General features: G+C 43.6%; 22 protein-coding genes and 1 rRNA gene. 2 read left to right on the top strand and 21 right to left on the bottom strand.

Annotated features, from left to right (window positions below; all coding sequences use genetic code 11):
- Positions 1–2: 2 nt before the first annotated feature.
- From ligA to CFS60_RS10600, 3 genes are read right to left on the bottom strand one after another with little or no spacing between them, the layout of a single operon-like run.
- The gene (gene ligA / locus CFS60_RS10610; protein WP_088816211.1) at positions 3–2012 is read right to left on the bottom strand and encodes an NAD-dependent DNA ligase LigA; all 2010 of its coding nucleotides are present in this window, start codon (positions 2010–2012) and stop codon (positions 3–5) included.
- Between the two features lie 15 nt (positions 2013–2027).
- Positions 2028–4223, bottom strand: coding sequence for a DNA helicase PcrA (gene pcrA, locus CFS60_RS10605; protein WP_088839233.1), 2196 nt, complete (start codon positions 4221–4223; stop codon positions 2028–2030).
- 31 nt (positions 4224–4254) lie between these two features.
- On the bottom strand, positions 4255–4953 hold the full coding sequence (locus CFS60_RS10600) for a heptaprenylglyceryl phosphate synthase (protein WP_088810930.1): 699 nt from the start codon (positions 4951–4953) through the stop codon (positions 4255–4257).
- A gap of 187 nt (positions 4954–5140) precedes the next feature.
- Between CFS60_RS10600 and CFS60_RS10595 the strand changes: the two genes are divergently transcribed.
- The gene (locus CFS60_RS10595) at positions 5141–6490 is read left to right on the top strand and encodes a sodium-dependent transporter (protein WP_088816209.1); all 1350 of its coding nucleotides are present in this window, start codon (positions 5141–5143) and stop codon (positions 6488–6490) included.
- An 84-nt stretch (positions 6491–6574) separates the two neighbouring features.
- Here CFS60_RS10595 and CFS60_RS10590 read toward each other — a convergent pair whose 3' ends face one another.
- Together CFS60_RS10590 and CFS60_RS10585 are read right to left on the bottom strand one after the other, a co-directional pair.
- Positions 6575–9769 carry an immunoglobulin-like domain-containing protein gene (locus CFS60_RS10590; RefSeq protein ID WP_088839232.1) on the bottom strand — a complete coding sequence of 1065 codons (3195 nt, stop codon included), beginning with the start codon at positions 9767–9769 and terminating at the stop codon, positions 6575–6577.
- A gap of 356 nt (positions 9770–10125) precedes the next feature.
- Entirely contained in the window at positions 10126–10401 is a 276-nt protein-coding gene (locus CFS60_RS10585) for a WxL protein host-binding domain-containing protein (RefSeq protein ID WP_159458306.1), read from the bottom strand.
- Positions 10402–10603: 202 nt separating this feature from the next.
- Here CFS60_RS10585 and CFS60_RS10580 point away from each other — a divergent pair, with 202 nt between their 5' ends.
- On the top strand, positions 10604–11506 hold the full coding sequence (locus tag CFS60_RS10580; protein ID WP_088810855.1) for an acyltransferase family protein: 903 nt from the start codon (positions 10604–10606) through the stop codon (positions 11504–11506).
- Between the two features lie 93 nt (positions 11507–11599).
- Here CFS60_RS10580 and CFS60_RS10575 read toward each other — a convergent pair whose 3' ends face one another.
- The 16 genes from CFS60_RS10575 to rrf form a co-directional block, all read right to left on the bottom strand.
- A complete protein-coding gene (locus CFS60_RS10575) occupies positions 11600–11854 on the bottom strand; it encodes a hypothetical protein (protein WP_088810854.1) in 255 nt (84 codons plus the stop codon).
- A gap of 11 nt (positions 11855–11865) precedes the next feature.
- Positions 11866–12159 (bottom strand): YerC/YecD family TrpR-related protein, encoded by a 294-nt coding sequence (locus CFS60_RS10570; RefSeq protein WP_088810853.1) that lies wholly within the window; start codon positions 12157–12159, stop codon positions 11866–11868.
- Between the two features lie 129 nt (positions 12160–12288).
- Positions 12289–13551, bottom strand: coding sequence for a phosphoribosylamine--glycine ligase (purD, locus tag CFS60_RS10565; protein WP_088825853.1), 1263 nt, complete (start codon positions 13549–13551; stop codon positions 12289–12291).
- Positions 13552–13566: 15 nt separating this feature from the next.
- The gene (purH, locus tag CFS60_RS10560; RefSeq protein ID WP_088839230.1) at positions 13567–15084 is read right to left on the bottom strand and encodes a bifunctional phosphoribosylaminoimidazolecarboxamide formyltransferase/IMP cyclohydrolase; all 1518 of its coding nucleotides are present in this window, start codon (positions 15082–15084) and stop codon (positions 13567–13569) included.
- Positions 15085–15645 carry a phosphoribosylglycinamide formyltransferase gene (purN, locus tag CFS60_RS10555; protein ID WP_088839229.1) on the bottom strand — a complete coding sequence of 187 codons (561 nt, stop codon included), beginning with the start codon at positions 15643–15645 and terminating at the stop codon, positions 15085–15087.
- Positions 15642–16691 (bottom strand): phosphoribosylformylglycinamidine cyclo-ligase, encoded by a 1050-nt coding sequence (purM, locus tag CFS60_RS10550; protein ID WP_088839228.1) that lies wholly within the window; start codon positions 16689–16691, stop codon positions 15642–15644. Before purM ends, purN begins: the two co-directional genes overlap by 4 nt.
- Positions 16692–16710: 19 nt before the next feature.
- A complete protein-coding gene (gene purF / locus CFS60_RS10545) occupies positions 16711–18141 on the bottom strand; it encodes an amidophosphoribosyltransferase (protein ID WP_088839227.1) in 1431 nt (476 codons plus the stop codon).
- Positions 18126–20324, bottom strand: a complete 2199-nt coding sequence (gene purL, locus CFS60_RS10540; RefSeq protein ID WP_088839247.1) for a phosphoribosylformylglycinamidine synthase subunit PurL — start codon at positions 20322–20324, stop codon at positions 18126–18128. Before purL ends, purF begins: the two co-directional genes overlap by 16 nt.
- A gap of 7 nt (positions 20325–20331) precedes the next feature.
- Positions 20332–21021 (bottom strand): phosphoribosylformylglycinamidine synthase subunit PurQ, encoded by a 690-nt coding sequence (gene purQ / locus CFS60_RS10535; RefSeq protein ID WP_088839226.1) that lies wholly within the window; start codon positions 21019–21021, stop codon positions 20332–20334.
- 2 nt (positions 21022–21023) lie between these two features.
- Positions 21024–21269, bottom strand: coding sequence for a phosphoribosylformylglycinamidine synthase subunit PurS (gene purS, locus CFS60_RS10530; protein ID WP_088810846.1), 246 nt, complete (start codon positions 21267–21269; stop codon positions 21024–21026).
- Entirely contained in the window at positions 21269–21982 is a 714-nt protein-coding gene (gene purC / locus CFS60_RS10525; protein WP_088839225.1) for a phosphoribosylaminoimidazolesuccinocarboxamide synthase, read from the bottom strand. Before purC ends, purS begins: the two co-directional genes overlap by 1 nt.
- Positions 21983–22046: 64 nt before the next feature.
- Entirely contained in the window at positions 22047–23339 is a 1293-nt protein-coding gene (purB, locus tag CFS60_RS10520; RefSeq protein ID WP_088816200.1) for an adenylosuccinate lyase, read from the bottom strand.
- A gap of 18 nt (positions 23340–23357) precedes the next feature.
- Positions 23358–24482, bottom strand: a complete 1125-nt coding sequence (gene purK, locus CFS60_RS10515; protein WP_088810843.1) for a 5-(carboxyamino)imidazole ribonucleotide synthase — start codon at positions 24480–24482, stop codon at positions 23358–23360.
- Positions 24475–24963 (bottom strand): 5-(carboxyamino)imidazole ribonucleotide mutase, encoded by a 489-nt coding sequence (gene purE, locus CFS60_RS10510; protein WP_088810842.1) that lies wholly within the window; start codon positions 24961–24963, stop codon positions 24475–24477. The genes purK and purE overlap by 8 nt, the downstream gene beginning before the upstream one ends.
- A gap of 163 nt (positions 24964–25126) precedes the next feature.
- Complete coding sequence (locus CFS60_RS10505; RefSeq protein ID WP_088810841.1) at positions 25127–25663, bottom strand: DUF2179 domain-containing protein; 537 nt, start codon at positions 25661–25663, stop codon at positions 25127–25129.
- Between the two features lie 146 nt (positions 25664–25809).
- Positions 25810–25925: ribosomal RNA gene (gene rrf / locus CFS60_RS10500) — 5S ribosomal RNA — on the bottom strand.
- Positions 25926–25933 lie beyond the last annotated feature (8 nt).

The following is a 25933-nucleotide window of genomic DNA, read 5'->3' as shown; positions in this document are numbered from 1 at the left end:
ATTTATAATTCACCCTCATCTGGTAAGTATTCCATAAGCTCTTCTTCCGACCAGACAGATATGCCGAGTTCATTTGCCTTTTCAAGCTTAGAACCTGCATCGCTGCCCGCAACAACAACATCCGTCTTTTTGCTGACGCTACCGGAAACATCGCCGCCAAGTTTCTCAATTAGGGCTTTCGCTTCGTTTCGCGTAAGCTGTTCCAATTTCCCAGTTAAAACTACCTTTTTCCCGGAAAAAACTAAGTCTTCCTCATCTTGCTCTTCGATGCGTGGACCTGTGTAGGTCATGTTCACGCCAGCCGCTTCGAGTTCAGCGAGCAGTTCGTGGACTTCTTCATTTTCGAAATAAGTGACGATGCTATCCGCCATTTTTTCGCCAATGTCGGCCGTATTTTGAAGGGTTTCCTTATCTGCTTTTCTGAGGGCGTCCATCGTGTCAAAGCGGAGTGCGAGCGTGCGCGCCGCCTTTTCACCTACATGACGAATGCCAAGACCAAATAGCAATCGTTCGAGCGAATTTTGCTTGCTTGCTTCAATGCTCGAAAGCAAATTGGAAACAGATTTTTCTCCCATTCTTTCTAATTCTAACAGTTTTTCTTTTGAAAGGGAAAACAAATCTGCAACATCGGCAATGAGGTTGTGTGAAAAGAGCTGAATAATCACTTTTTCGCCAAGTCCATCAATATTCATTGCATTGCGCGATACAAAATGAATGAGCCCTTCCTTAATTTGCGCTGGGCATTTTGGATTGATACAGCGCAGAGCGACCTCTTCTTCGAGGCGAACAAGTTCGCTTCCGCAGTCTGGGCAAACTTTTGGCATGTGAAACGGCTCTTCTGCACCAGTTCGTTTTTCTGGGATGCTACGAATCACTTCAGGAATAATATCGCCTGCTTTTTTGATGACAACGGTATCGCCAACACGAATATCTTTTTCATGGATTAAATCTTCGTTATGAAGGGACGCACGGCCAACTGTTGTACCCGCTACTTGAACGGGTTCTAAAATAGCAGTTGGTGTGACAACGCCTGTTCGACCAACGCGAAGTTCAATATCAAGTAATGTCGTTTCGACTTCTTCAGCCGGGAATTTGTAAGCAATTGCCCAGCGTGGTGTTTTAACACGAGCGCCAAGCTCATTTTGTTGCGCCAAATCATTGACTTTAATGACAATCCCATCAATATCGTAATCGAGTGATGTTCGTTTTTCTGTCCACTTTTTAATATAAGCAAACACTTCATCCATTGTGCCGCAAACAGCGCGTTCTTTGTTCGTTCTAAGACCGAGTTCGCCGAGCATGTCCAAACCATCGCTATGTTTTTTGACGCCCATTTCACCAAAATCAGCCACCGCATAAAGGAAAATATCCAAATTCCGCGATGCCGCAATTTTTGTATCGAGCTGTCTAAGCGAACCAGCCGCCGCATTACGCGGATTTGCGAACAGCATGAGGCCTTCTTGTTCGCGTGTTTCATTTAAGTTTTTAAATGATTTTTTAGGCATGAAAGCTTCGCCGCGGACTTCAATTGAAAAGTCGCGTTTTAGTTTCATGGGGATGGACCGAATTGTCCGCAGATTTGCGGTAATGTCTTCACCGGTTGTGCCGTCGCCACGAGTCGCGCCGCGCTTATAGCGACCAGCTTCGTATTCAAGTGAAACGGCAAGGCCATCAATTTTAAGTTCGCACATATATTCGCGGTCGTCGCCGACTTTTTCGCGTACACGGCGGTCAAAATCGAGCAGATCCTGTTCGTTAAATGCATTGGCCAAGCTTAACATTGGCGTTTTATGTGCCACTTTATCGAAGCCTTCTAAAACTTCACCGCCGATTCGTTGTGACGGTGAGTCACTTGTTATCCAATTAGGGTGCTTTTCTTCTAAAGCGATTAGTTCGTGGAGCAATTTATCATAGACAGCATCTTCTACGGTTGGCTTGTCTAGGGCATAATACTCGTAACTATACTGATTAAGTTCAGCGATAATTTCGTCGTATCTAGTTCTTTCACTCATGCTCTCTACCTACCTTTACACTTTTTCAATTGGCGCGAATTCGGCCAGTAATCGTTTAATTCCAGTTGGACTTGGGAAAGCGATATCGAGTTCCATATTGCTACCTTCCCCTTTTACGCTCACAACAGTTCCAGTTCCCCATTTTTTATGGGTCGCTTTGTCGCCAACAGACCAACCAACTTTTTCAGCACCGCTCGTTTGGTAATTCGCCACTTGTTTCGTGTTGATTGTGGAACGTTTGAACGGCACTTCTTTTAATTTATTTTCGTTGCCTGTTTCAAGCAAATCTTGTGGGATTTCGCCGATAAATCGGGATTCAACGTTGGCTGCTGAACGCCCAAAAATCATGCGCGAATAGGCGCTCGTTAAGAACAATTCTTCTTCTGCCCGCGTAATCCCTACGTAAGCTAAACGACGTTCTTCTTCCATTTCATCTTCTTCAAAAAGAGCGCGCGAATGTGGGAAAATGCCTTCTTCAAGGCCGACTAAAAAGACAACTGGAAACTCGAGCCCTTTTGCTGAGTGAAGCGTCATCAATGTGACCGCGGCAGTTTGCTCTAAGTCGTCTTCTAATTGATCCACATCGGCAACAAGAGCCAAGTCCGTTAGAAACGCGATAAGCGACTTATCTTCACTTTCTTTTTCGAAGTTTTGCGTAACAGAAAGGAGCTCGTCAATATTTTCGAGCCGCGTCTGCGCTTCAATCGTTCTTTCATTTTTCAGCATGTCACGATATCCCGTTTTATCCAAAACTTGCTCTACAAGCTCGGTTACAGAGAGAAATTCTTGCATTTGACTAAAGCCGCGAATTAAATCGTGGAATTCGACCAACTGTTTACTCGTTTTCGCGGGAATGCCGGCGAGTTCGATGCGATTTAACACTTCAAATAAAGTTAAGTCATACGCGTTCGCTGTACTTGCTATTTTGTCGAGCGATCCAGCCCCCACCCCGCGCTTCGGCACGTTAATGATGCGCGACAAACTAATGTCATCTTCATTGTTTGAAATGAGGCGCAAATAAGCTAAAATGTCTTTAATTTCTTTACGGTCATAGAATTTTGTGCCGCCGACCATCGTGTAGGCCATGTTCGATTTCATGAAGAATTCCTCCATGACACGCGACTGGGCGTTTGTCCGGTACAGAATTGCAAAATCAGATAATGGTCGATTTTTGTTTGCCACTTCTTCTTGAATTTTACTTACTACATAGGAAGCCTCTTCTTTTTCGGTGAGCGCTTTGTGATAGAAAATTTTGGCGCCTTCGTCATTGCTCGTCCACAAATTTTTCGCTTTGCGGTTACGGTTATTTTCAATCACACGGTTTGCCGCTTCTAAAATCCGTTTTGTCGACCGGTAGTTCTCTTCAAGCAAAATCATTTGCGCCTTTGGATAATCCTTTTCAAACGACAAAATGTTGGAAATATCAGCACCGCGCCAGCCATAAATCGACTGATCCGAGTCCCCGACGACGCACAAATTCTGAAGTCTTGCCGCGAGAAGTTTCACGAGCAAATACTGCGCGTGGTTCGTATCTTGATATTCATCTACGTGAATGTATTGAAATTTTCGCTGATAGTACTCTAAAACATCTGGTACGCGCTCAAATAAGCGAATCGTCACCATGATTAAATCGTCGAAATCGAGCGCCTGATTCTTTTTCAATTTCTTCTCATACGCTTCGTAAACTTCTGCAACCATATTATCATAGTAGCCACTCGCCTCGCGCTTATACTCCGCCGCGTCCATCAATTCATTTTTCGCGTTGCTAATGGAAGCAAGTATCCCGCGTGGCTCATATTTTTTTGAATCAATATTTTTGTCTTTTAAAATACCTTTAATAACGGAAAGTTGATCGCTACTATCTAAAATTGTAAAATTGCGCTCGTAGCCAATTCGCTCGATGTCGCGCCTTAAAATGCGGACACACATGGAGTGAAATGTAGAAATCCAAATTGATTCCGCTACACCACCAAGAAGCCCGACAACTCGCGCTTTCATTTCGCGCGCCGCTTTGTTTGTAAACGTAATCGCCAAAATGTTATACGGATTCACTTCGCGCTCTTTGATTAAATACGCAATTCGGTGCGTTAAAACACGCGTCTTCCCACTACCAGCTCCTGCCATAATTAAAAGCGGTCCTTCCGTTGTTTCTACCGCCCTTTTTTGCTCCTTATTAAGTCCTTTTACAAGTTCTTCACTGTTTAATTGCATTTTTTATCCACCACCACACAAACATTTGTTCTTATTTTATCATATCTTCCTCGCACCTGCTAGCACGAGCTGAAACTTGCGCCGTAACAAGCGCTTCTTCTAAATCTTCATAAATTAAATTACCCACGATGATGACATCAGCCACTTCCGCCATTTCTTTTGCATCTGTAAGCGAGCGAATGCCCCCACCATACCATAATTTCGTTTCCTTAAGCACAGCTTTGACTGCCCGCAAAATTGTCACGTCACCAAACATGCCACTATATTCCACATAAAAAATCGGTAGGTGGAAAAAATGTTCTGCTAATTCAGCGTACGCCGCAACAGTTTCTGCTTCCAAATTGGTCAGCGCTCCGGTTTTAATCGCCGCTTTTGCCTCTGGATTTAAAATGACGTAACCAACTGGCGAAATACGCCTAAATGGGACGTGCGGTGCATATTCACGCAATAAGTCAACGTGTAAACCATGCGACCAAGTTGTATCAAGCGTATTTAAAACCATCGGAATTAAAAATTGGTCAGCCAGAGGTAAAATCATATCTGGCGTACTTATTTCCAAATAAAGTGGCAAGTCGGTTTCCATAAAACGTTCGTACGTTTCTGTGACATTTTCTAAAGTAATTCCATCTGTCCCGCCAATAATAAAACCATCTGTCTCACTTTGTAAGAGCATTTGAACCGCTTCATCAGACAATGGTTTGGCTGGATCAATCTTAAATAAATGACGCACACGCATAGACTCCCTTACTAAAATTCCAATTTTAATCGCTAGACTAATCTATTATAGCATTTGTTTGTTTTTCATTCATCTGTTCAAACGAGAATTTAACTTTTTTTGAACTTTTTCTAAAAACTTGCTTTAAATAAAAGACTTTTTTGATATGATTAACCTTACATCACTTTGAAAGGGGAATTTTATGCATCAAAAAGAAAAATGGGGTTCTAAAATAGGCTTTATATTGGCATCGGCTGGATCAGCTATCGGGATTGGTGCCATTTGGAAATTGCCATATGTAGCGGCAACAGCAGGCGGAGGAGCATTTTTTCTACTTTTCCTCGCCATCACGCTCCTTGTTGTTATGCCTATCTTAATGGCCGAATTTATTATCGGTCGCAGTTCAGGCGGTGACGCCATTTTAGCTTATAAAACACTCGCTCCAAAATCAAAATGGAACTTACTTGGAAAACTAGGCGTTGTTGGCGCAAGTATTCTGTTTTCTTTCTACAGCGTTGTAGGTGGCTGGATTATTACTTACCTCTTTAAAGCCTTATCAATGAGCTTAGCGGGTGCCACGCAAACTGAATTACTACAAGAATTTAGTCGCACAACAGCCAACCCGTATCTTTCACTTATCGCTACCTTCATTTTTATCCTACTAAATGTTTTCGTTATTAACCGCGGAGTCGTATCTGGAATCGAGAAAATGAGCAAATTTATGATGCCGGCACTTTTTCTATTATTTCTTGTCTTGATTATTCGCTCATTAACGCTTGACGGTGCGATGAGCGGCGTACAATTTTTCTTGAAACCTGACTTCACACATATGACAGCCAACACGATTTTAATCACGCTCGGGCAAGCCTTCTTCTCACTAAGCGTTGGTATCTCGGTTATGGTCACCTACAGTTCTTACTTAGATAAATCTGTCAGCCTGCCACAATCTGCTATTTCTATCGCTCTTTTGAATGTCTGTGTTTCGCTTCTTGCAGGGCTCGCTATCTTTCCAGCAGCCTTCGCATTCGGAATCACGCCTGACGCAGGCCCCGGCTTATTATTCGTCATCCTGCCATCGATTTTCAACCAACTGCCGTTTGGAACATTCTTCTTTGTCATTTTCCTTATTCTGTTTCTTTTTGCAGCCCTTACGTCAAGCTTTTCCATGCTCGAAGCAACGGTAGCACCGATTATGTCCAGCGGCGTTTCTCGAAAAAAAGCAAGTACGTGGATGGGAGTGCTTATCATGATTATGGCCGTTCCGTCGGCGCTTAGTTTCGGCGTGTGGAATGATATTCACCTCTTCGGCCTTACCTTCTTTGAATTCGCAGACTATCTCGTTTCCAATATCATCCTTCCAGTCGGCGCCTTATTCATTTCCATTTTCGTCGGTTACCGACTGCCTAGACAGCTTTTACAAGATGAATTTACGGCAAGTAGCCATTTTGGCAAAAAAACCTTCATTGTCTGGCTTTTTATCATCAAATACATTGCTCCTATCGCGATTATCTTTGTCTTTCTAAGCGCGACTGGGATTTTAAAATTATTTTAAAACTAAAAAAACCTGAAGGTAACGTATTTCAAGTACGTTGCCTTCAGGTTTTTATTTCTGACTGATTAAATAGCGATTATTAAATTATGCTGTAATTCTTACTGTGTTAGTAGCCACAACAGCGCCACTAGCATTATATCCCTTCATAATAACCTCATCCGTAACGCTCGTTACATCGCGTTTAATATAGTAGCTATACGTACCCGTGTTATCCACAGGAATCTTAGAAAGTTGTGTCCCATTCACGGTTGCAGAAATGTATTTCACATCTCCTGAATAGGTTCCAATAATTGACTTGTCCCCAATTCGATAGCTATTCGATGTAATGTCACTTGTTAATCGAACACGAACTGGAGCTTCTGCAACTTGTACTTTTTCCTGATTGTAAGCCACAATGGATACTGTATCTGTAAGAGATGTAATATTAGGACGAGCATAGTAGGTATACGTGCCGTCTGATGGAACTGGAATCCTACTCAATAATGTTCCATTCACTTTCAACGCAATATATTTTACGCTTCCTTCATACGTCCCTGATATATATTTATCTTGATGTAAGAAAAAGTCATTTGCTGCAATTGCATTATTTTGTGGTGGACTTAGAACCACATTGACTGGTTTTTGATCGACAACATTTCCAGCAGCATTGTACCCTTTCACAGAAACTGTGTCGCCCGTTGCAATTTTATCTTTAGCATAGTATCTCCATGTTGTCGTATTTATCACGGATGTTCTCGAATACTCTGTTCCATTCACAACCAAGGATACATATTTCACATTGCCTGCATACGTTCCTTCTACATATGAGTCTGAAATAGCATAGTAATTCGGATTAACCGTAATTGTCCCACCTAAACTCCCTGGTCGATATAAGTCTACTTTCTTCCGTGAAACTTCGGTATTTTCCGAATTGTAACCGATGACAAACACTTCATCTGTATCTGCATTTGTAATGTTTGAACGTGCATAATAGCGGAATTTACCGTCTGCTTCAACTGGAACTTTAGAAAGCGTTGTTCCATTCACAGAAAGTCCTACTTTTCTTACCGAACCCGTATACGTTCCTTCCACATAAGCATCAGTCCCCACTACAAAGTTATTCGGGGAAACCGCTCCAATTTTTAGTTGCCCATCTTTTAAATTTACTCGTGCGCGGTCTAGTTCTCTATTTGCTGAATCAAGTCCAACTAAATAGACTGTTTGATTTATACTTGTAATATTATTTTTAGCATAGTAAGTGAAGCTTCCTGTAACAGGAACCTTAGATTGTTGAACGCCGTTCACTTCTAGGTAAACTCTCTCCACATCACCTGTTACTTCTGCTTGAATGCGACTATCATAGCCTACATAAAAGTCTTGTTTCACGGTAACCGTACCACTTTTTGCTGCTTGTGTAACTGTTGTATGGGCATTAGACGTTTTATCACCTGCTGTTACAGTGGCAGTTACGACTGTTCCGGCTACTTGCGCTGGAATCGTCAAACTGTAAGCGCCATCTGAAGCAATTCGACCACTCGCAAGTTGATTATTATGCTGGTCTTTCAGCACAATTGTTGCATTCGGTTCACCTGTTCCTGTCGCTACTCTCGAGTCTACATTTAATGGATTAATAGTAGTTTGAGCAATATGCTCATTCGTTACAGTCGTAAAAGCACTAGACGTTTTACCACCTTGTGTCACTGTCGCCGTCACAACTGTCCCAACCATTTGTTTTTGAATCGTCAAGCTATAACGACCATCTGAGCCTACTCGCCCTGTTGCAAGTTGATTATTATTTTGATCTTTTAACACAATCGTCGCATTCGGTTCTGCGGTTCCTACGGCGATTACCGAATCTGTGTTTAATGGCTCAATGGTTGTTTGAGCAAGGTTACCTTGTGCAACGGTTGTATTCACACTCGATGTCTTACCATCTGCTGTTGCCGTTGCTGTCACAATTGTTCCTGAAACTTGTTTCGGAATTGTTACACTATAACGACCATCTGAACCGACTCGACCCGTTGCAAGTGTTGTCGAACCTGCTTTAATTACAATCGTCGCATTTGGTTCTGCGGTTCCCTCTGCTTTGACAGAATCCGCATCTAATGCATTAATGGTTGTTTGTGCGATGTTTCCTTGTGCAACAATTGTATCTGCACTTGATGTTTTCCCGTTCAATGTTGCCGTTGCTGTCACAGACGTCTCTGCCTCTTGCCTTGGAATCGTTATACTGTAACGACCATCTGAACTTGCTGTACCCGTTCCAAGCGTTGTCGAACCTGCTTTAATTACAATCGTCGCATTCGGTTCTGCAGTTCCCTCCGCTTTGACAGAATCTGTATTTAACGCACTAATGGTTGTTTGTGCGATATTTCCTTGTGCAACAGTTGTATTTACACTTGACGTTTTCCCGTATGCCGTTGCAGTTGCCGTCACAACGGTTCCTACTGCTTGTTTTGGAATCGTCAAACTATATTGCCCATCTGCAGCTACTCTCCCTGTACCAAGCGTTGTCGAACCTGCTTTGATTTCAATCGTTGCATTTGGTTCTGCAGTTCCCTCCGCTTTGACAGAATCCGTGTCTAACTCATTAATAGTTGTTTGATCAAGAGCTGCATCCAAATCCATCAATGATACATTTCCAATATTTATTGTACCTTCCGTACCAATTGCATCTTTAAAACCAAGTACTTTTAATTCAATCCGCATCGTGATGTCTGCAGGAGCAGTGACAGTTGTCGTATAATTTCTTGCTGTAGGACTCGTGACAGGTAACCAATCACTGTTTGATATCTCAACATCATTATTATTGAAGTCTGATGTCCGTACTTGGATATGTTCTAAATCCGATCCAGAAACATACTTATAATCCACAGACAAACGATATCTGTGTCCCTCTATAACCTCTACATTTTGTCCTAAAAAAGCAATATGTCCATTATTTATAGCCCTTTTATGTGTAACGTTAATACTTCCATCACTTTGTGGAGCCATATAATTATCCAAGTATTCTCCAGAACCGCCGTATATCCTATAATTTTCCATATAATAAGCTCGGCCCGCTGAATACCTACCTTGTACATCCCAATTTGTAATCAAATTTCCGTCCCCTACAAATCCAGGATTTTGCAGTAAGTTACTTGTGACTGAAGTTAATGAACTATTTAGCCCAGCCTCCTGTGCATGGCCTTCAGTTGCTTTTGCATTATATGGCAATGAAGTAGCAATTGTTGATGCAAACAGGGTCGCTACTAAAGTACTAATCACCGTTTTCCTTAATCTAGATTTCTTAATTTTCAATATTCAATTCTCCTTTCGAGCGTTTTAGACATGGCAAAAAATAGGGGGTCCGCATCAGGACACCTCTAATCCTAATCGTTTCCTATTAGTCCCCTTGTCTATTATACTGTCTAATTTTTTAACACAATCCTCCTTTTTTAATCCTCTAATCACTGTAAGCTTTTTTCATAGTAACATTTAAAATTTACCGAAAAAAGCCAGAAAAATGGATTTTCAAAAAAAATATATATAAATTTTGTGACAAATTTTCTTCATTTTCACTTCAATTCTCAAGCCCAAACGGACCGATAATCATTGCTACAAGAAGAAGTACACAATTGGCACGATGAGATTCCACTCTGGTCTAGCTCAACCGCTTACTCATTGTACTTATTCACTTCCATTCGACCTTTTCGATAAATTTTCCCCTGTAACTTTAAATCGCGCCAAATTATGCTTTTCAGATTTTGAAGGGTGACGAGAAGCGTATTACGATGATTCACTTGCCCAGATTGCACCTTTAAAAGCGAAAGTTTTGGCGACACCAGTTTATTATTTTCTTGTATAGCTACACCAATTGCATACGCCAAGCTAGGAGGTTTTTCTTCTTCCAAAATTGAATAAACTGGTATTTTATGTATAAATTGTAACAATTTCCATCTAAATACCTCTAATAAACTTAAATATTGACTTAAAAACCTCCTTTTTTCCAAAAATGCTTTATGTTATAATGAAGTCTGATTTTAGTGAGGTTTCGACCTATATGGAGGAGATGAACAGAGAAAACTTGCCGAAATGAAGATGAAAAAGAACACCTGAGAACGATTATTTTAGTCAAATAAGGAGATTAGTTTTATGATAACAAAGCAACAGACGACTCTTTTAAAAGGGATAGCTATTTTTATAGTAATCGTGTCACATATATGCTATAAAAACTTTGATAATTACCATTATATTGGTCCGATTTCTGTGTGGATATTTTTAATTCTTTCAGGATATGGACTAACGGCCTCTGCTGATAAAAACGGTTTATCCAAATACTATAAGCGTTATGTCAAAATCATTATCCCATACTGGATTTTTAGTATTTTTAAACTGATTTTTGTAGCCATTATTTTCCAGCAAACTTTTTCGATGAAACAATTATTTTCAATCATGTTTTTCTTTGATATCGGACGTGACTTAGATCCGACGATGTGGTTTGTACTATTTATACTATTTTGGTACACGTTATTCTTAATCGCGCGCTTACTTGTAAAAAATCGTGTATTACAACTGATTATATTATTACTCGGTTCAGTCAGCATCGTGTTTATTGACGAATACTGGTTATTTTATTCCATCGCCTTTCCGGTTGGGGTCTTCCTGAAAAGAGAAGAACACTGGTTAGCACCTATGAAAGATAAATTATTAGCAAAAGCCTCAATAAAGTGGGGCAGCCTAATTGCATTAACGGTTGTGTGCGTATTTTTATACTTCACTTCTAACATTCCAATGGCATCCTTTATGTGCTTTATCGGAGCGCTCCTTGTTATTATGGTAGTCCAGTCTTTCCATGTAAAAAGTAAATTCTTACTATTTTTGGGTACTTGGTCCTTCTTCCTTTATCTAATCGAAGGCTTCCCGAGTTATTCTTTCGATTTAGTAGGCTACTTCAATCCAATGATAGTCGGCTTACTTGTTTACCTTGCCTTTACTTTTATCATAGGTATTTTGCTTGGTAAATTCAGTAATAAGATTTTGAAAATGTTACGTTAATTGCTAATCATTAACCGCCTATTCTTAGGCGGTTTTTTTGCACAAAAAAAGAACTTGCGTTAGCAAGCTCTCATTTTTTTATTTTGTTTTAGACTAAATCGCCATCAAAATAAGACTCAATACACAAATCCACATACCAGAAAGTCCGATGGAAATTCCGATGTAATTTTTTGCGCGCACATTGAAAAGTGTTGTGAAACTAAAACAAATAATGAATATCCAGTGCCATAACATGCTGAAATTCAGTCCGACATTTTGGATAATCATATCGATTGAAATATACATAACGGCGAGAACCAAAATGGCGATAATCGCAGTTTGGAACCCTTTACTTGGTTTCTTCTTCATTTATATCCTTCTTACTTCGTTTCCATTCGGTTGAACACAACTTCATACATGTCGTTACCGTAGTTTAGCGAACGTTTTACACGTGAAATCGTTGCGGTGCTTGCACCTGTTTCTGCTTCAATAACATTATATGTTTTTCCTTCTGAAAGCATTTTAGCAACTTGGAAGCGTTGTGACATCGACTGAATTTCATTCACAGTGCAGACATCATCAAAGAAAGCATAACATTCTTCAAGCGTTTCGAGCTTTAAAATACCATTAAAAAAAGCATCCAAACCTTCCCCACGAATCTTTTCTATTTGCATATTTAGATAACCTCCGTTCCTCTACTTGTACTTTCATATTTTAACGTACCAACGCATGAAAAAGCAACTACTTTATTTCTGTAAAAGGGAAAAGCGGATTTGCCAAATCGCTCATCCGCTTGTTTTATCTTATTCAGCTTTCGCACCTATGTCAATTCGGTAGAAGAAATTTGGATTGTCTAGTTTCTTCATTTCCGCATATAAAATTTGACGTGCTTCTTTCATTGTATTTGCAAAAGTTTGAAGAAGGAGTACTCGGCCACCATTTGAAATGAGATTGCCGGCAGTGTCCAATTTTGTTCCAGCATGATAGATTGCGATTTCTGGGCTGACTTGGTCAAGGCCGGTTAGCAATTGGCCGGTTTCGTATTGTTCGGGGTAGCCCTTGCTTGCAAGGACGATGCCGAGGTGAATACCTGCTTTTTTAAAGCGTACGTCGGGAGTCTCATTTTTTAGAAGTGCGAAGATGAGCTCGGCGAAGTCGCTTTCTAGGCGCGGGAGGACGACTTGCGTTTCTGGGTCTCCGAAGCGCGCATTAAATTCGATGACTTTCGGACCTTCATTTGTGGCAATCAAGCCGGCGTAAAGGATACCTCGGAACTCACGCCCTTCTTCGACCATTCCTTTTGCTGCGGGAAAAAGAATCGTTTGAATGGCTTCTTCGACCAATTTTTCTGGTATATGTGGAACGGGTGAATAGGCGCCCATTCCGCCTGTGTTTGGACCTTTGTCGCCGTCATAGGCGCGTTTGTGATCCTGGGCGATGGGCATCGGATAGACTTCTTCGCCGTTTACAAAGGCCATGAGGGAAAATTCTTCGCCTTCTAAAAATTCTTCGATGACGACTTTTTGTGAGGCTTCACCGAATCGTTCTTCTAGCATCATTTCCTTTAATGCGAGTACGGCTTCTGGCATCGTCATTGCGACAGCAACGCCTTTTCCGGCGGCAAGTCCGTCCGCCTTAATCACAATGGGGACTCCTTTTTCCTCCAAATAGGCTTTCGCTTCTTCGTACTTGGTGAAGGTCTTCGAGTTTGCGGTTGGAATCGCGTATTTTTGCATGAACTGTTTGGCGAAATCTTTGCTTCCTTCGATGAGAGCGGCGGCTTTTGTTGGACCGAACGCGAGCAAACCAGCTTCTGTGAAGGCATCCACTACGCCTGATAAAAGCGGGATTTCTGGGCCGACTACCGTGAATGCGACGGCTTCTTCTTGCGCGAAGTGAATTAGTGCTTTAGCGTTTTTTTCTTGAATGTCCACGCAGTGCACGCCGCTGTTTTTCATGCCGTCATTTCCTGGGGCACAAAAAACGGTGTCAACGTCACGCGAGGAAAGAAGTTTTTGACAGATGGCATGTTCTCGGCCACCACTACCAATTACGAGTACTTTCATCTTTTCACTTCCTTTTTAATGTTTAAAGTGACGAACATGTGTTGTAACCATTGCAATACCGTGTTTATTTGCCATTTCAATGGAATCCGCATCTTTAATCGAGCCGCCTGGTTGAATGATTGCGGTAATGCCGGCTTCTGCTGCAGCAAGAACCGTGTCATTCATTGGGAAGAAAGCATCGCTCGCTAGTACTGCCCCCTGTGCGTTCACGCCAGCTTGACTTAGCGCAATTTTTGCCGCACCGATGCGATTCATTTGTCCAGCGCCGACACCGAGCGTCTGGCTAGCGTTTCCGACAACAATCGCGTTTGACTTCACATGTTTCACAATTTTCCACTGCACAAGAAGCGCGCGCATCTCCTCGTCAGTCGGTGCTTTTTCCGTCACAACCGTAAAAGTCTCGGGATCAGCCACAAAAGTATCACTATCTTGGACAAGCAAGCCGCCGTTCACAGACGTTTTTTCCAAGCTCGGCGCAAAACTCGACATGTCGACCGAAAGCAAACGGATATTTTTCTTTTTGGTTAAAATAGCTAACGCGGCGTCAGAAAAACTTGGCGCAACAATGATTTCCAGAAAGATTTCACTTAGCTTTTGCGCAGTTTCCACGTCAACCTCACGATTTAGCGCGACAATGCCACCAAAAATCGAGGTTTCATCCGCCTCGTACGCCTTTTCATACGCCTCAAAAATCGTCGTACCGACACCAACGCCGCATGGGTTCATATGTTTCACGGCCACTGCTACAGGTTCTGTGAATTCGGCTGCAATTTTAAGCGCAGCGTCTGTATCGCGAATGTTGTTGTAGGATAGCTCTTTGCCGTGGAGCTGTGAAGCGTGTGCCACACTATGAACGTCCGCCAGTGGTTCTTCGTAAAAAGCCGCCTTTTGGTGCGGGTTCTCACCGTAGCGTAAACTTTCTTTTAGGTCATATGTTAGCGTGAGCTTTTCAGGGAATTCCTCTTCCGTCAAGAAGCCCGCGATTAGCGCATCATAGGAAGCCGTATGGCGGAACACTTTTGCGGCAAGTTTCGCACGAGTTTCGGGTGTCACGCCGCCGTTTTCAAGTTCAGCTAAAACAGGCGCGTAGTCGGCCGCATCAACTAAAACCGTCACCGCCTGATAGTTTTTGGCCGCCGAACGGAGCATCGAAGGGCCACCGATGTCGATATTTTCAATGGCTTCGCTAAGTGCCACATCAGGTTTCGCAATCGTTTCTTGGAAGGGATATAAATTGACGCAAACTAAATCGATCGGCTGGATACCGTGTCGTTTAGCCTCATTCACATGCGTTTCTAGGTCACGCCGAAATAAAAGGCCACCGTGAATCATCGGGTGGAGGGTTTTCACGCGTCCGTCTAGCATTTCTGGAAACTCCGTCACCGCTTCAATTCCGGTGGTTAAAACGCCGTTTTCCTCCAAAATTTTCTTCGTTCCGCCAGTTGAAATAATCTCAAAGTCAAGTTGTACGAGTGCCTTCGCGAAGGCCACCACGCCTTCTTTGTCCGACACACTAATGAGCGCTCTTTTCATTTATTTAAACTTCCCCTCTACTAAATTTTTCACCACTTTGGGGTAAAAGATATGTTCGATTTCGTGAATTTTCGCCGTGAGTGACGCCTCCTTATCTGTTGCAAGGATTGGAATGCTTTCGCGTGCAATCACTTCGCCCGTATCCATGCCCGCATCTACAAAATGTGCGGTGACGCCCGTCTCGTCTGCCCCGTCTGAAAGCGCCTGTAAAATCGCATCCTTGCCCGGATATTTCGGCAAAAGTGACGGGTGCAAATTGACAATTTTATTCGGATACTGGTCGAGTAGCGTTTCGCCGATGAGGCGCATGTAGCCAGCCAAGACGATAAAGTCTACCTGTTTCGCTTCTAGCTCGGCTAAAATGGCGGTTTCAAATTCCGCTTTATGCGCGTAAGCTTTCGGCTCAAACAGAAATGTCGGCACGCCAAATTGCTTGGCCCTCTCGAGCACCCCGGCGCCCGCTTTATCACAGACGAGCAGGACGATTTTATCCCCGACATCGCTTTTCATGAGCGCTTCGAAATTCGTTCCCGAACCTGTTGCAAAGACGGCGATATTCATTTCGTTTCGCCCCCAATAAATGTGACGGCTACCGTTTGTTTCTCCGTGACGCGCCCAATTTTATAAGCCGGCTCGCCTAGCTCCTGCAATACATGTAAAACGTTCGCCGCTTCATTTTCTGGAACTGCTAGCACCATGCCAATTCCCATGTTGAAGATGTTATACATTTCCATTTCATCTAGCTGACCGCGCATTTTAAGGCTACTGAAAATCGGCAGTTCAGGCCAAGAGCCACATTTAATTTCCGCCGCCAAATTTTCGTTCAGCATTCTCGGCAAGTTTTCAATAAAGCCGCCGCCCGTGATGTGCGCAATGCCATTCACCTTGCTTTGTTTTAAGACTTCTAAAACAGGCTTTACGTATATTTTTGTCGGTTCTAACAAGTAGTCCACAAGTTCCCCGTCTGGGAGTTCTGGAAGCTTGGCATTCAATTTTAGAGCACCATCTTTGAAGTAGATTTTTCGAACGAGCGAGTAGCCATTGCTATGAATGCCGCTTGAAGGAAGCCCAATTAAAACGTCACCCGCCTGAACGGCATCAGCCTGAATCAATTTGCTTTTTTCAACAGCGCCAACAGTAAAGCCAGCTAAATCGTAATCGTCCGCCGCATACATATCGGGCATTTCAGCGGTTTCCCCGCCGATAAGCGCGCACCCTGAAAGCTCGCAGCCAGTCGCCACACCTTTCACAATTTGTTCCATTTTGGACGGCGTATTTTTCCCTGTCGCAATATAATCTAAAAAGAAAAGTGGCTCGGCGCCTTGTGCGAGTATATCGTTTACACACATAGCAACGCAGTCAATCCCAATTGTATCGTGTTTTCCAGCAGAGATCGCCACAGCGAGTTTTGTTCCAACACCATCTGTGCCTGATACTAAAACAGGTTCTTTTAATGCGAGCTCACTTAAATCAAACATGCCACCAAAGGAGCCAAGTGCGCCCATAACGCCTAATCGCTCTGTCCGCGCAACATGTTTTTGAATGCGTTCCACGACTTCGTAGCCTGCATGGACATCAACGCCTGCCTTACTGTATGCATTTTCCACTTTTTAACACTTCCTCGTTTTAGTTTTTTTGATCTTCTAGGCTTTTCAAATACTCCGCTTCATAATCATATAAATCAGTTGGATAGTCGCCGTTAAAATACGCCATACATAAACCGCCGTACGGCTCATTCGGATAAGGTTTGCCGACTGCTTCCACAAGCCCCTCTTCACTTAAATACGTGAGCGAATCAGCGCCGATAATTCGGCAAATTTCATCGACACTATGGTTTGCCGCAATGAGTTCGTTGCGTGTTTGAATATCAATGCCGTAAAAACACGGGAACGCAAGGGGCGGGGAAGCAATTCGGACGTGCACTTCTCTGGCGCCAGCTTCGCGCAGTAGTTGAACAATACGCTTACTCGTTGTTCCGCGCACAATGGAATCGTCAATCATGACGACACGTTTACCTTCAACGACACCGCGAACCGCCGACAATTTCATGCGCACCCCTTGTTCTCTTAGCTCCTGTGAAGGCTCAATGAACGTTCTGGCCACGTACCTATTTTTAATCAAACCGAGCTCGTAAGGTAACCCAGATTCCTCCGCGTAACCGATTGCCGCTGAAATGCTCGAATCAGGTACACCTGTCACGACATCAGCGTCCACGAAAGCTTCCTGTGCGAGCCGTTTGCCACTACGCTTTCTCGCCGAGTGCACGTTAATCCCCGCAATATTTGAGTCGGGGCGTGCAAAATAAATGTACTCCATGCTACAAATCGAGTGCTTGACTTCTTTGGTGAAAACGTCAATGTGAAGTCCGTCATCATCAATCACAATGAGTTCGCCTGGTTCAACGTCACGGACAAATTCTGCACCTACCGTTTCAAACGCGCATGTTTCCGATGCAACGACGTAACTGTCGCCAATCCGGCCAATCGAAAGCGGACGGAAGCCGTTCGGATCTAGTGCGGCAATCATCGCATGTTCCGTAAGAAGCATATAGGCAAAGCCGCCTTTCACACGGTTTAGCGCCACTTTCAAATCTTGAATGAAGTCCCCCGTCTGACTGCGCTTAATCAGATGCGCCAGCACTTCCGTATCCGAACTCGTTTGGAAAATCGCCCCTTCTTTTTCCAGTTCCGCACGTAGCGATGAAGCGTTAATTAAATTGCCGTTATGCGCAAGCGCCAATGAAGAGTTTTGAAAGTGGAACAAAAACGGCTGCACATTGCCTAAACTTTTGCCTCCTGCCGTCGCATATCGCACATGCCCAATTGCCCCCGTTCCTTTTAACCCATCAAGCTCTCCGTGTTTAAAAACGTCCGCAAGCAACCCTAAATTCCGGTGCCCCTTAAGCGTCAGACCGTCCGTTGACACAATCCCAGCGCCTTCTTGCCCGCGATGTTGCAAACTGTGCAAGCCGTAATACGTAATTTCCGTAGCAGCCGGGTGATTCCAAACGCCAAAAATTCCACATTCCTCGTTCAAACCTTTTATTTCAGCAAGCATGGCAAAGCCCCTTCCCAAATTTCGCGCAAACTTTCCGTAGATACAAGCACTTCTTCTTTTTTGGAAGAAATCATTAGCACAGCGTCTTCCGTCACCACTCCAACTTCATGCACATTTTTGTTCGCGAAAATTTCCTCAAATTTCGCTTTGTCCGCTTGTTTCACCGATACAATAAAACGAGATTGTGACTCACTGAAAATCATTTCAAGTTCAAATGGCACAGCCACTTTCGCCCCGTAATTGCCTTTAAATGCCGCCTCCGCGAGTGCCACTGCAAAACCGCCTTCTGAAATATCATGCGCACTTTGAACAAGTCCAGCTTGAATCGCTTGAAGTACCCCCGCCTGGTTCGCCTGTTCCACATCTAAATCAAGCCGCGGAGCACGCCCAGAAATCTTACCTTGCAAGAGCTTTTGCAGTTCCGAGCCATTATATTCAGCGAAAGTGTCACCGACCAAATAAATCGCATCACCTGCCGCCTTAAAATCCTGCGTCGTAATATCTTTTATATTTTCAACCAAACCAACCATACCAATTACTGGTGTCGGGTAAATCCCCGTGCCGTCCGTTTCATTATACATCGACACATTCCCCGAAATAACTGGTGTATCAAGCGCAAGACACGCCTTACTAATGCCGTCTGCCGCTTTCTCAATCTCCCAGAAAATTTCCGGTTTGTCCGGATTTCCAAAATTAAGGCCGTCCGTAATCGCAAGCGGTTTTGCACCACTCGCCACAATATTACGCGCCGCCTCGCTCACCGCAATCGCACCACCAAGCTCTGGGTCAAGATACAAATACCTTGAATTGCAATCCGTCGTCATCGCAATCGCCTTCTCCGTTCCACGCACACGTACAACCGCCGCATCACTACCCGGCACAACCGCCGTACTCGTGCGCACTTGGTAATCATATTGCTCATAAATATACCGCTTACTCGCAATTGTCGGTTGAGCCAAAAGCTTTTCCCAAGTTTCTTTTAGGTTTAAAAGATTAGGCCGAAATGGCGTTTCATTTTGAAACTCTTGGTAACGTTTTGGTTCACTTGACGGTTTGTGATAAACCGGCGCATCTTCCGCAAGAGCATCAACCGGTACACTCGCCACAACTTCCCCGTGATGAACAATCGTGTACATTTTATCATCCGTCACCTCGCCAATTGTCACCGCATGCAAGCCGTAACGCTCAAACAATGCTACAATTTCCGCCTCATGACCGCGCTTCACACATAAAAGCATCCGCTCCTGCGACTCCGAAAGCAGCATTTCATACGCGGACATATGCGTTTCCCGTTGCGGCACATCGTCCATCACAAGACGCAGACCAGTTCCCGCCTTCGATGCCATCTCCGAACTCGAACTCACAAGTCCCGCTGCCCCCATATCTTGAATCCCAACTAAAATATCCGCATGCTTCTGAATGACTTCCAAACAAGCCTCTAAAAGCAGTTTTTCCATAAACGGATCGCCAACTTGAACCGCTGAACGCTGCTGTTCGCCTTCCTCACTAAATTCCACCGAAGCAAACGTCGCCCCGTGAATTCCGTCACGCCCCGTTTTGGCGCCAACGTACATGACCGGATTGCCAACACCAACTGCTTGCCCTTTTTGAATATCTTCTTTTTTGATTAAACCCACACACATGGCGTTGACCAGCGGGTTCTTCGAGTAGCACGTTTCAAATTGTACCTCGCCCCCAACCGTCGGAATCCCAATTGAGTTTCCGTAACCTGCAATGCCTGCCACAACTTCATTTACCAAGTATTTCGTATGCGGATTATTTAGTTCGCCGAAACGAAGTGAGTTCAGCATCGCAATTGGACGAGCGCCCATCGAAAACACATCGCGAATGATTCCGCCGACTCCAGTTGCCGCACCTTGATATGGCTCCACGTATGACGGGTGGTTATGACTCTCCACTTTAAAAGCCACGCCTAGTTCGTCCCCAATGTCAACAATTCCAGCTCCCTCACCCGGGCCTTGTAAGACTTGCTGCCCTTCTGTTGGGAATTTTTTCAAAACCGGTTTGGAAGTTTTATAACTACAGTGCTCCGACCACATGACCGAGAAGAGGCCTGTTTCGGTGTAGTTCGGCTTGCGCCCGAGAATGGAAACGATTAAATCGAATTCGCTATCCGTTAAACCCATTTCCTGATATATTTTTTGCTGTGCGATTTGGTCCATCGTTGGTTCATTTGCTAGCACTTTCGCTCGCCTCCTTCATAGAACTGACAATCGATTGAAATAATTTCAAGCCGTCCATACCGCCGACAATTTCTTCGACAGCTCGCTCTGGATGTGGCATCATGCCAAGCACGTTGCCGCGTTTATTCACAATACCAGCGATATTCGCCGCGCTACCATTTGGATTTTCAGCCGCATACGTAAAGACAATTTGCTTGTTCGCCTGAAGTTCCGCAAGCGTTTCTGCATCGCAATAATAATTGCCTTCCCCGTGCGCCACGGGAATTTGGATTTCTTCACCAGCTTGATAGCTAGACGTAAAAAGCGTATCCGCATTCTCAACTTGAAGCGGCAACGTTTTACAAACAAAATGCAAATTGCGATTCCGAATGAGCGCGCCTGGCAACAAGCCGCATTCCGTTAAAATTTGAAATCCGTTACAAACGCCTAGAACGGGACGCCCCTCTTCCGCAAAACGCATCACTTCTTTCATAATATTCGCAAATTTAGCGATGGCGCCCGTGCGTAAATAGTCCCCGTATGAAAAGCCACCCGGAAGAAGCACCGCATCAAATCCAGCAAGCGACTTTTCAGCGTGCCACACGTATTCGGCTTCCTCACCTAGCACATCTCGGATAGCATGAAGCATATCTAAATCGCAATTTGACCCCGGAAACTGAATCACAGCAAATTTCATTCTTATGCCTCCTCAATTTCGTAACGATAATCTTCCATCACTGGATTCGTTAACAATTTATCACAAAGTTCATCCAACATAACGCGTACATCACGATCCGTTTTTTCAACTTGAAGCTCCATATATTTTCCAATCCGAACGTCCTGAACACTCGCATACCCCATACTAATAGCCGCCTCGTTCACCGCGTCCCCTTGCGGATCAAGCACACTTTTCTTTAACGTCACATAAATTTTCACATTATACATTACTTCATGACCTCCTCAAGTCGCGATAAAACTTCATCATAAACTGTAATTAAATTCCCAATATTCCGACGAAAGACATCCTTATCGAGCCTCTCCCGCGTCTCTTTATCCCAAAGTCGGCACGTATCCGGCGAAATCTCATCCGCAAGCAAAATCTGACCTGCCGCATCGCGTCCAAATTCAAGTTTAAAATCAACAAGCGTAATCCCCATTTTTTCAAAAAGTTCCTGTAATTTACCGTTCACTTGAAGCGCGAGAGCCTTAAGCGTTTCAATTTCCTTCCTATCGCAAGCACCGAGAAAAACAACGTGGTCATCATTGATGAAAGGATCGTCTAGTGCATCATTTTTAAAATAAAATTCCACAATCGGCGTATCAATAAGTTCCCCCTCGTCCCTGCCAAGCCTTTTCGCAAGACTACCCGCAAGCACATTTCGCACCACCACTTCCAGTGGAATGATGTCCACCTTTCGAATCAATTGTTCCGTTTCAGAAATTTGTTCAATAAAGTGACTCGGAATTCCCTCGTTTTTCAAATAACGAAAAATAAGCGAAGTAATGTTGTTATTGCGTATTCCTTTTCCCGCAAAAACTTCTTTCCTTCCGCCGTTTAATGCCGTTGCATCATCTTTATATTTCGCACGGAGCACATCCGCTTTTTCTGTCGTAAAAAGTTCCTTCGCTTTGCCTTCGTAAATGAGTTCGTCTGTCACTTAAAATCTCTCCTTTTGAAAAAAGTAGCCTCACTCGCCTAATAAAAGACGAGCAAGTCGTATTTTAAAGCCCTAAACGGTTAAAAATTAAATCTACATTTTTAAGATGATAGTGATAATCAAAGCAGTCATCAATCTCTTTTTCCGAAAGTAATGCGGTAATTTTCGGCTCATTTTCCACAAGCGTTCTGAAAGACGTTTTCGTTTCCCACGCTTCCATCGCTTTTGGTTGAACCGTATCATATGCCTCTTCCCGCGCCATTCCTTTATCAATTAAAGAAAGTAAGACGCGCTGTGAATAAATTAGACCTAGCGTCGCATCCATATTTCGCTTCATATTGTCAGGAAATACCGACAAATTTTTCACAATGTTTCCAAAGCGACTTAAAATATAATCAAGTAAAATGGTCGCATCTGGTAAAATAATTCGCTCCGCCGAGCTATGTGAAATATCGCGTTCATGCCATAGCGGCACATTTTCATACGCCGTCATCATATGTCCGCGAATTACGCGTGCAAGCCCCGTCACGTTTTCCGAGCCAATCGGATTACGCTTATGCGGCATCGCCGAACTCCCTTTTTGGCCTTTCGCAAAAGCTTCCTCCACTTCACGAACTTCACTTTTCTGAAGGCCACGCACCTCAACCGCAAATTTTTCAACAGACGTTGCGATTAAAGCAAGTGTTGCGACATATTCCGCATGTCTGTCGCGCTGCAGTGTCTGCGTGGAAATTGGTGCCGGCGTAGTGCCTAAGTGCTTACAAACATATTCTTCGACAAAAGGGTCAATATTCGCGTACGTGCCAACTGCACCAGAAATCTTACCAAATTCAACGCCCTTCGCCGCATGATCAAATCGCTCTAAATTACGCTTCATTTCCTCATGCCAAAGTGCAAGTTTCAACCCGAATGTCGTCGGCTCCGCATGAACGCCGTGTGTTCTACCCATCATGACCGTGTTTTTATGTTCCCGAGCTTTGTCAGCCAAAATTTGAATGAAGTTTTCCAAATCTTTACGTAAAATTTCATTCGCTTGTTTTAATAAGTAAGAGTTTGCTGTATCCACCACATCCGTTGACGTTAAGCCGTAGTGCACCCATTTACGTTCAGCACCAAGCGTTTCAGAAACCGCACGTGTAAAAGCCACCACATCATGACGCGTTTCAAGCTCAATCTCTTTAATCCGTTCAACATCGAATGTCGCATGCTCGCGAATTTTAGCTACATCCGCTTTTGGAATATCGCCAAGCTCTGCCCATGCCTCACAAGCTAAAATTTCAACTTCAAGCCAAGCCTTAAAGCGATTTTCCTCCGTCCAAATTTTGCCCATTTCCTCTCTCGTATAACGTTCAATCATGCGCCTTTAGTCCTCCATCTATTTCCAAATTTTCGTTTCTTCTAAATCAATTAATACAGCGCTTGGATCATTCGCTAAAATCGTAATATGCCCCATTTTGCGGTCGCGCTTCGCTTCTTTTTTCCCGTAATAGTGCACATACCAACGCGAGTAATCACCCATCTGTTCATTTACGCCTTCCACATGCTGCCCTAAAATGTTAATCATGACTGCTGGCTTAATCAATTCCGGCTTTAAAAGCGGCAAGCCAACAATTGCCCGAATATGCTGCGTAAACTGCGAAATATTACATGCTTCAATCGTATAGTGCCCCGAATTATGCGGTCTAGGCGCGAGCTCATTCACATATAGCGCGCCAGACGCTGTCACAAACATTTCAACCGCCAAAACGCCTTCTAAGCTTAAAAACTCGGCCAATTTCACAGCAATGGCTTGCGCCTCCTCGTGGACATCGGCTTCTAGTTTTGCCGGCACAACGGATGTATGCAAAATATTATTGCGATGCACATTTTCACTTACTGGAAAGGTTTCAATTTGCCCCGCAGCATTTCGAGCTACAACAACAGAAACTTCTTTTTCAAACGGAATAAAAGCTTCGAGCACACACGAACCATATTTTAACACTGGAAGGGTTTTATCCACATCTGCCTCACTACGGAGAATAACTTGACCTTTTCCATCATATCCGCCCCGCGCCGTTTTCACAACAGCTGGATAGCCAATACTTTTAATCTGTTCCAAAATATCCTCTTTATCAACAACAACCGCATAAGGAGCAATGTTCACATTCACAGACTCCAAATATGCTTTCTCTAAAATCCTATCTTGCGTAATCGACAAAAGCTCGGAGCCTTGCGGAACTTTCACCATATCTTCCACTTTTGCAAGCGCCCCGTAATCTACATTTTCAAACTCATACGTCACGACATCTGACTTCGCCGCGAGCTCGCGTAACGCCTTAATATCATCATATTCCGCCACAATCTGTTCATCACAAACCTGACCACAAGGCGAATCAAAAGTTGGGTCTAAAACAATCACCCGATACCCCATCGCTTTCGCACTAAGTGTCATCATTCTGCCTAGTTGTCCACCGCCAATTATGCCAATTGTGCTATTCGGTAATAAAAATGTGTTATTCAAGTTTATCACTACTTTCTAGTACAGTTTCCTCTAGTGTAGCACGTCTTTTCGCTAATCGGCTAGCAATTAAATCATTAGAAATTGATAAGATTTGTGCAGCCAGTAAACCAGCATTCACAGCACCACTCTCACCAATTGCAACCGTAGCAACTGGCACACCAGCTGGCATTTGTACAATTGAAAGAAGTGAATCCATTCCATTCAGCGCCTTCGATTTAACCGGCACACCAATAACAGGTAACGTCGTCTTCGCCGCAACCATTCCTGGTAAATGCGCCGCTCCGCCAGCACCTGCAATAATCACTTTTATTCCATTTTCTCGCGCCGCCTCCGCATAACGAAACATTAAATCAGGCGTACGATGCGCCGAAACAACCTTCTTCTCATAAGAAATCTCCAGCTCATCCAGTATCTCACAAGCCTTTCGCATCGTTTCAAAATCCGAGATACTCCCCATGATGACACCAACATCCGCAGACATTTACGGCTCAACTCCTTCTATAAAAGTGAATTTCCGTTTCAACACCTTAATTCTAACAATACAAACCTTAATTGTCAATTAAAAATCGAACATTTTTATACTTCTAAAACCGAACGTTCGGTTTTTGCTTAATTATAAAAAAGTCCCGCCAACCAGCAGGACTTCACTTCATTCGTTTTCGCACACTCTTAACCCAAAATCCACCATGAATTTGTTTCGGCTCTGAAGAAACAATAAATGCCTTTTCATCAATCGCCACAATTTCCTTATAAAGCTTCCGTTCATTTTTCCGTGGTGTCAAAATCTCGAGCATCATCCGCTCACCATCTCGACCATTCGCAAGCCAACTTGTCACCCCGTAACCCAAATCCCGAATCTGGTTCGGCAAATCCAAATTGTACTCCTGCGTAATCACGTTCACCGTAATATAACCTAACGCCAAACGTTCCTCGATTTTCATACCGATAAACAATCCCACGCCAAATCCGACTGCATATGCAATCACATTCGCGATATTATTTAAGTTATCAAGCACCAAACTAAGCGCCACCACGTACACAACCATTTCAATAACGCTCACAAAAGCCGCCAAATAACGATATCCCTTCATTGTTAGCAACAATCGCACCGTTGAAATCGCGACATATAAAATGTTCACAATAAAAATTGTAAGCACAATACCAATTGCCCCATGAACCATCCTAATCCCCACTTCCTTTAAAACCAAACAGACTTACCTACTTATCCATTCTACACTATCCCTATTCCATTTTAAATACCACCTTAAACACTTTCTAAAAAAAAGTATTAAAAAAAAGGCTCAGAAAATTTCTGAGCCTTCCAATTGCCCGGCAGCGACCTACTCTCACAGGGGGAAGCCCCCAACTACCATCGGCGCAGAGAAGCTTAACTACCGTGTTCGGGATGGGAACGGGTGTGACCTTCTCGCCATAACTACCAGACAATGAAT

This window comes from Listeria sp. ILCC792, assembly GCF_900186135.1.
Classification (GTDB): Bacteria; Bacillota; Bacilli; order Lactobacillales; family Listeriaceae; genus Listeria; species Listeria goaensis.
This window is presented reverse-complemented; position numbering and strand designations above follow the sequence as displayed.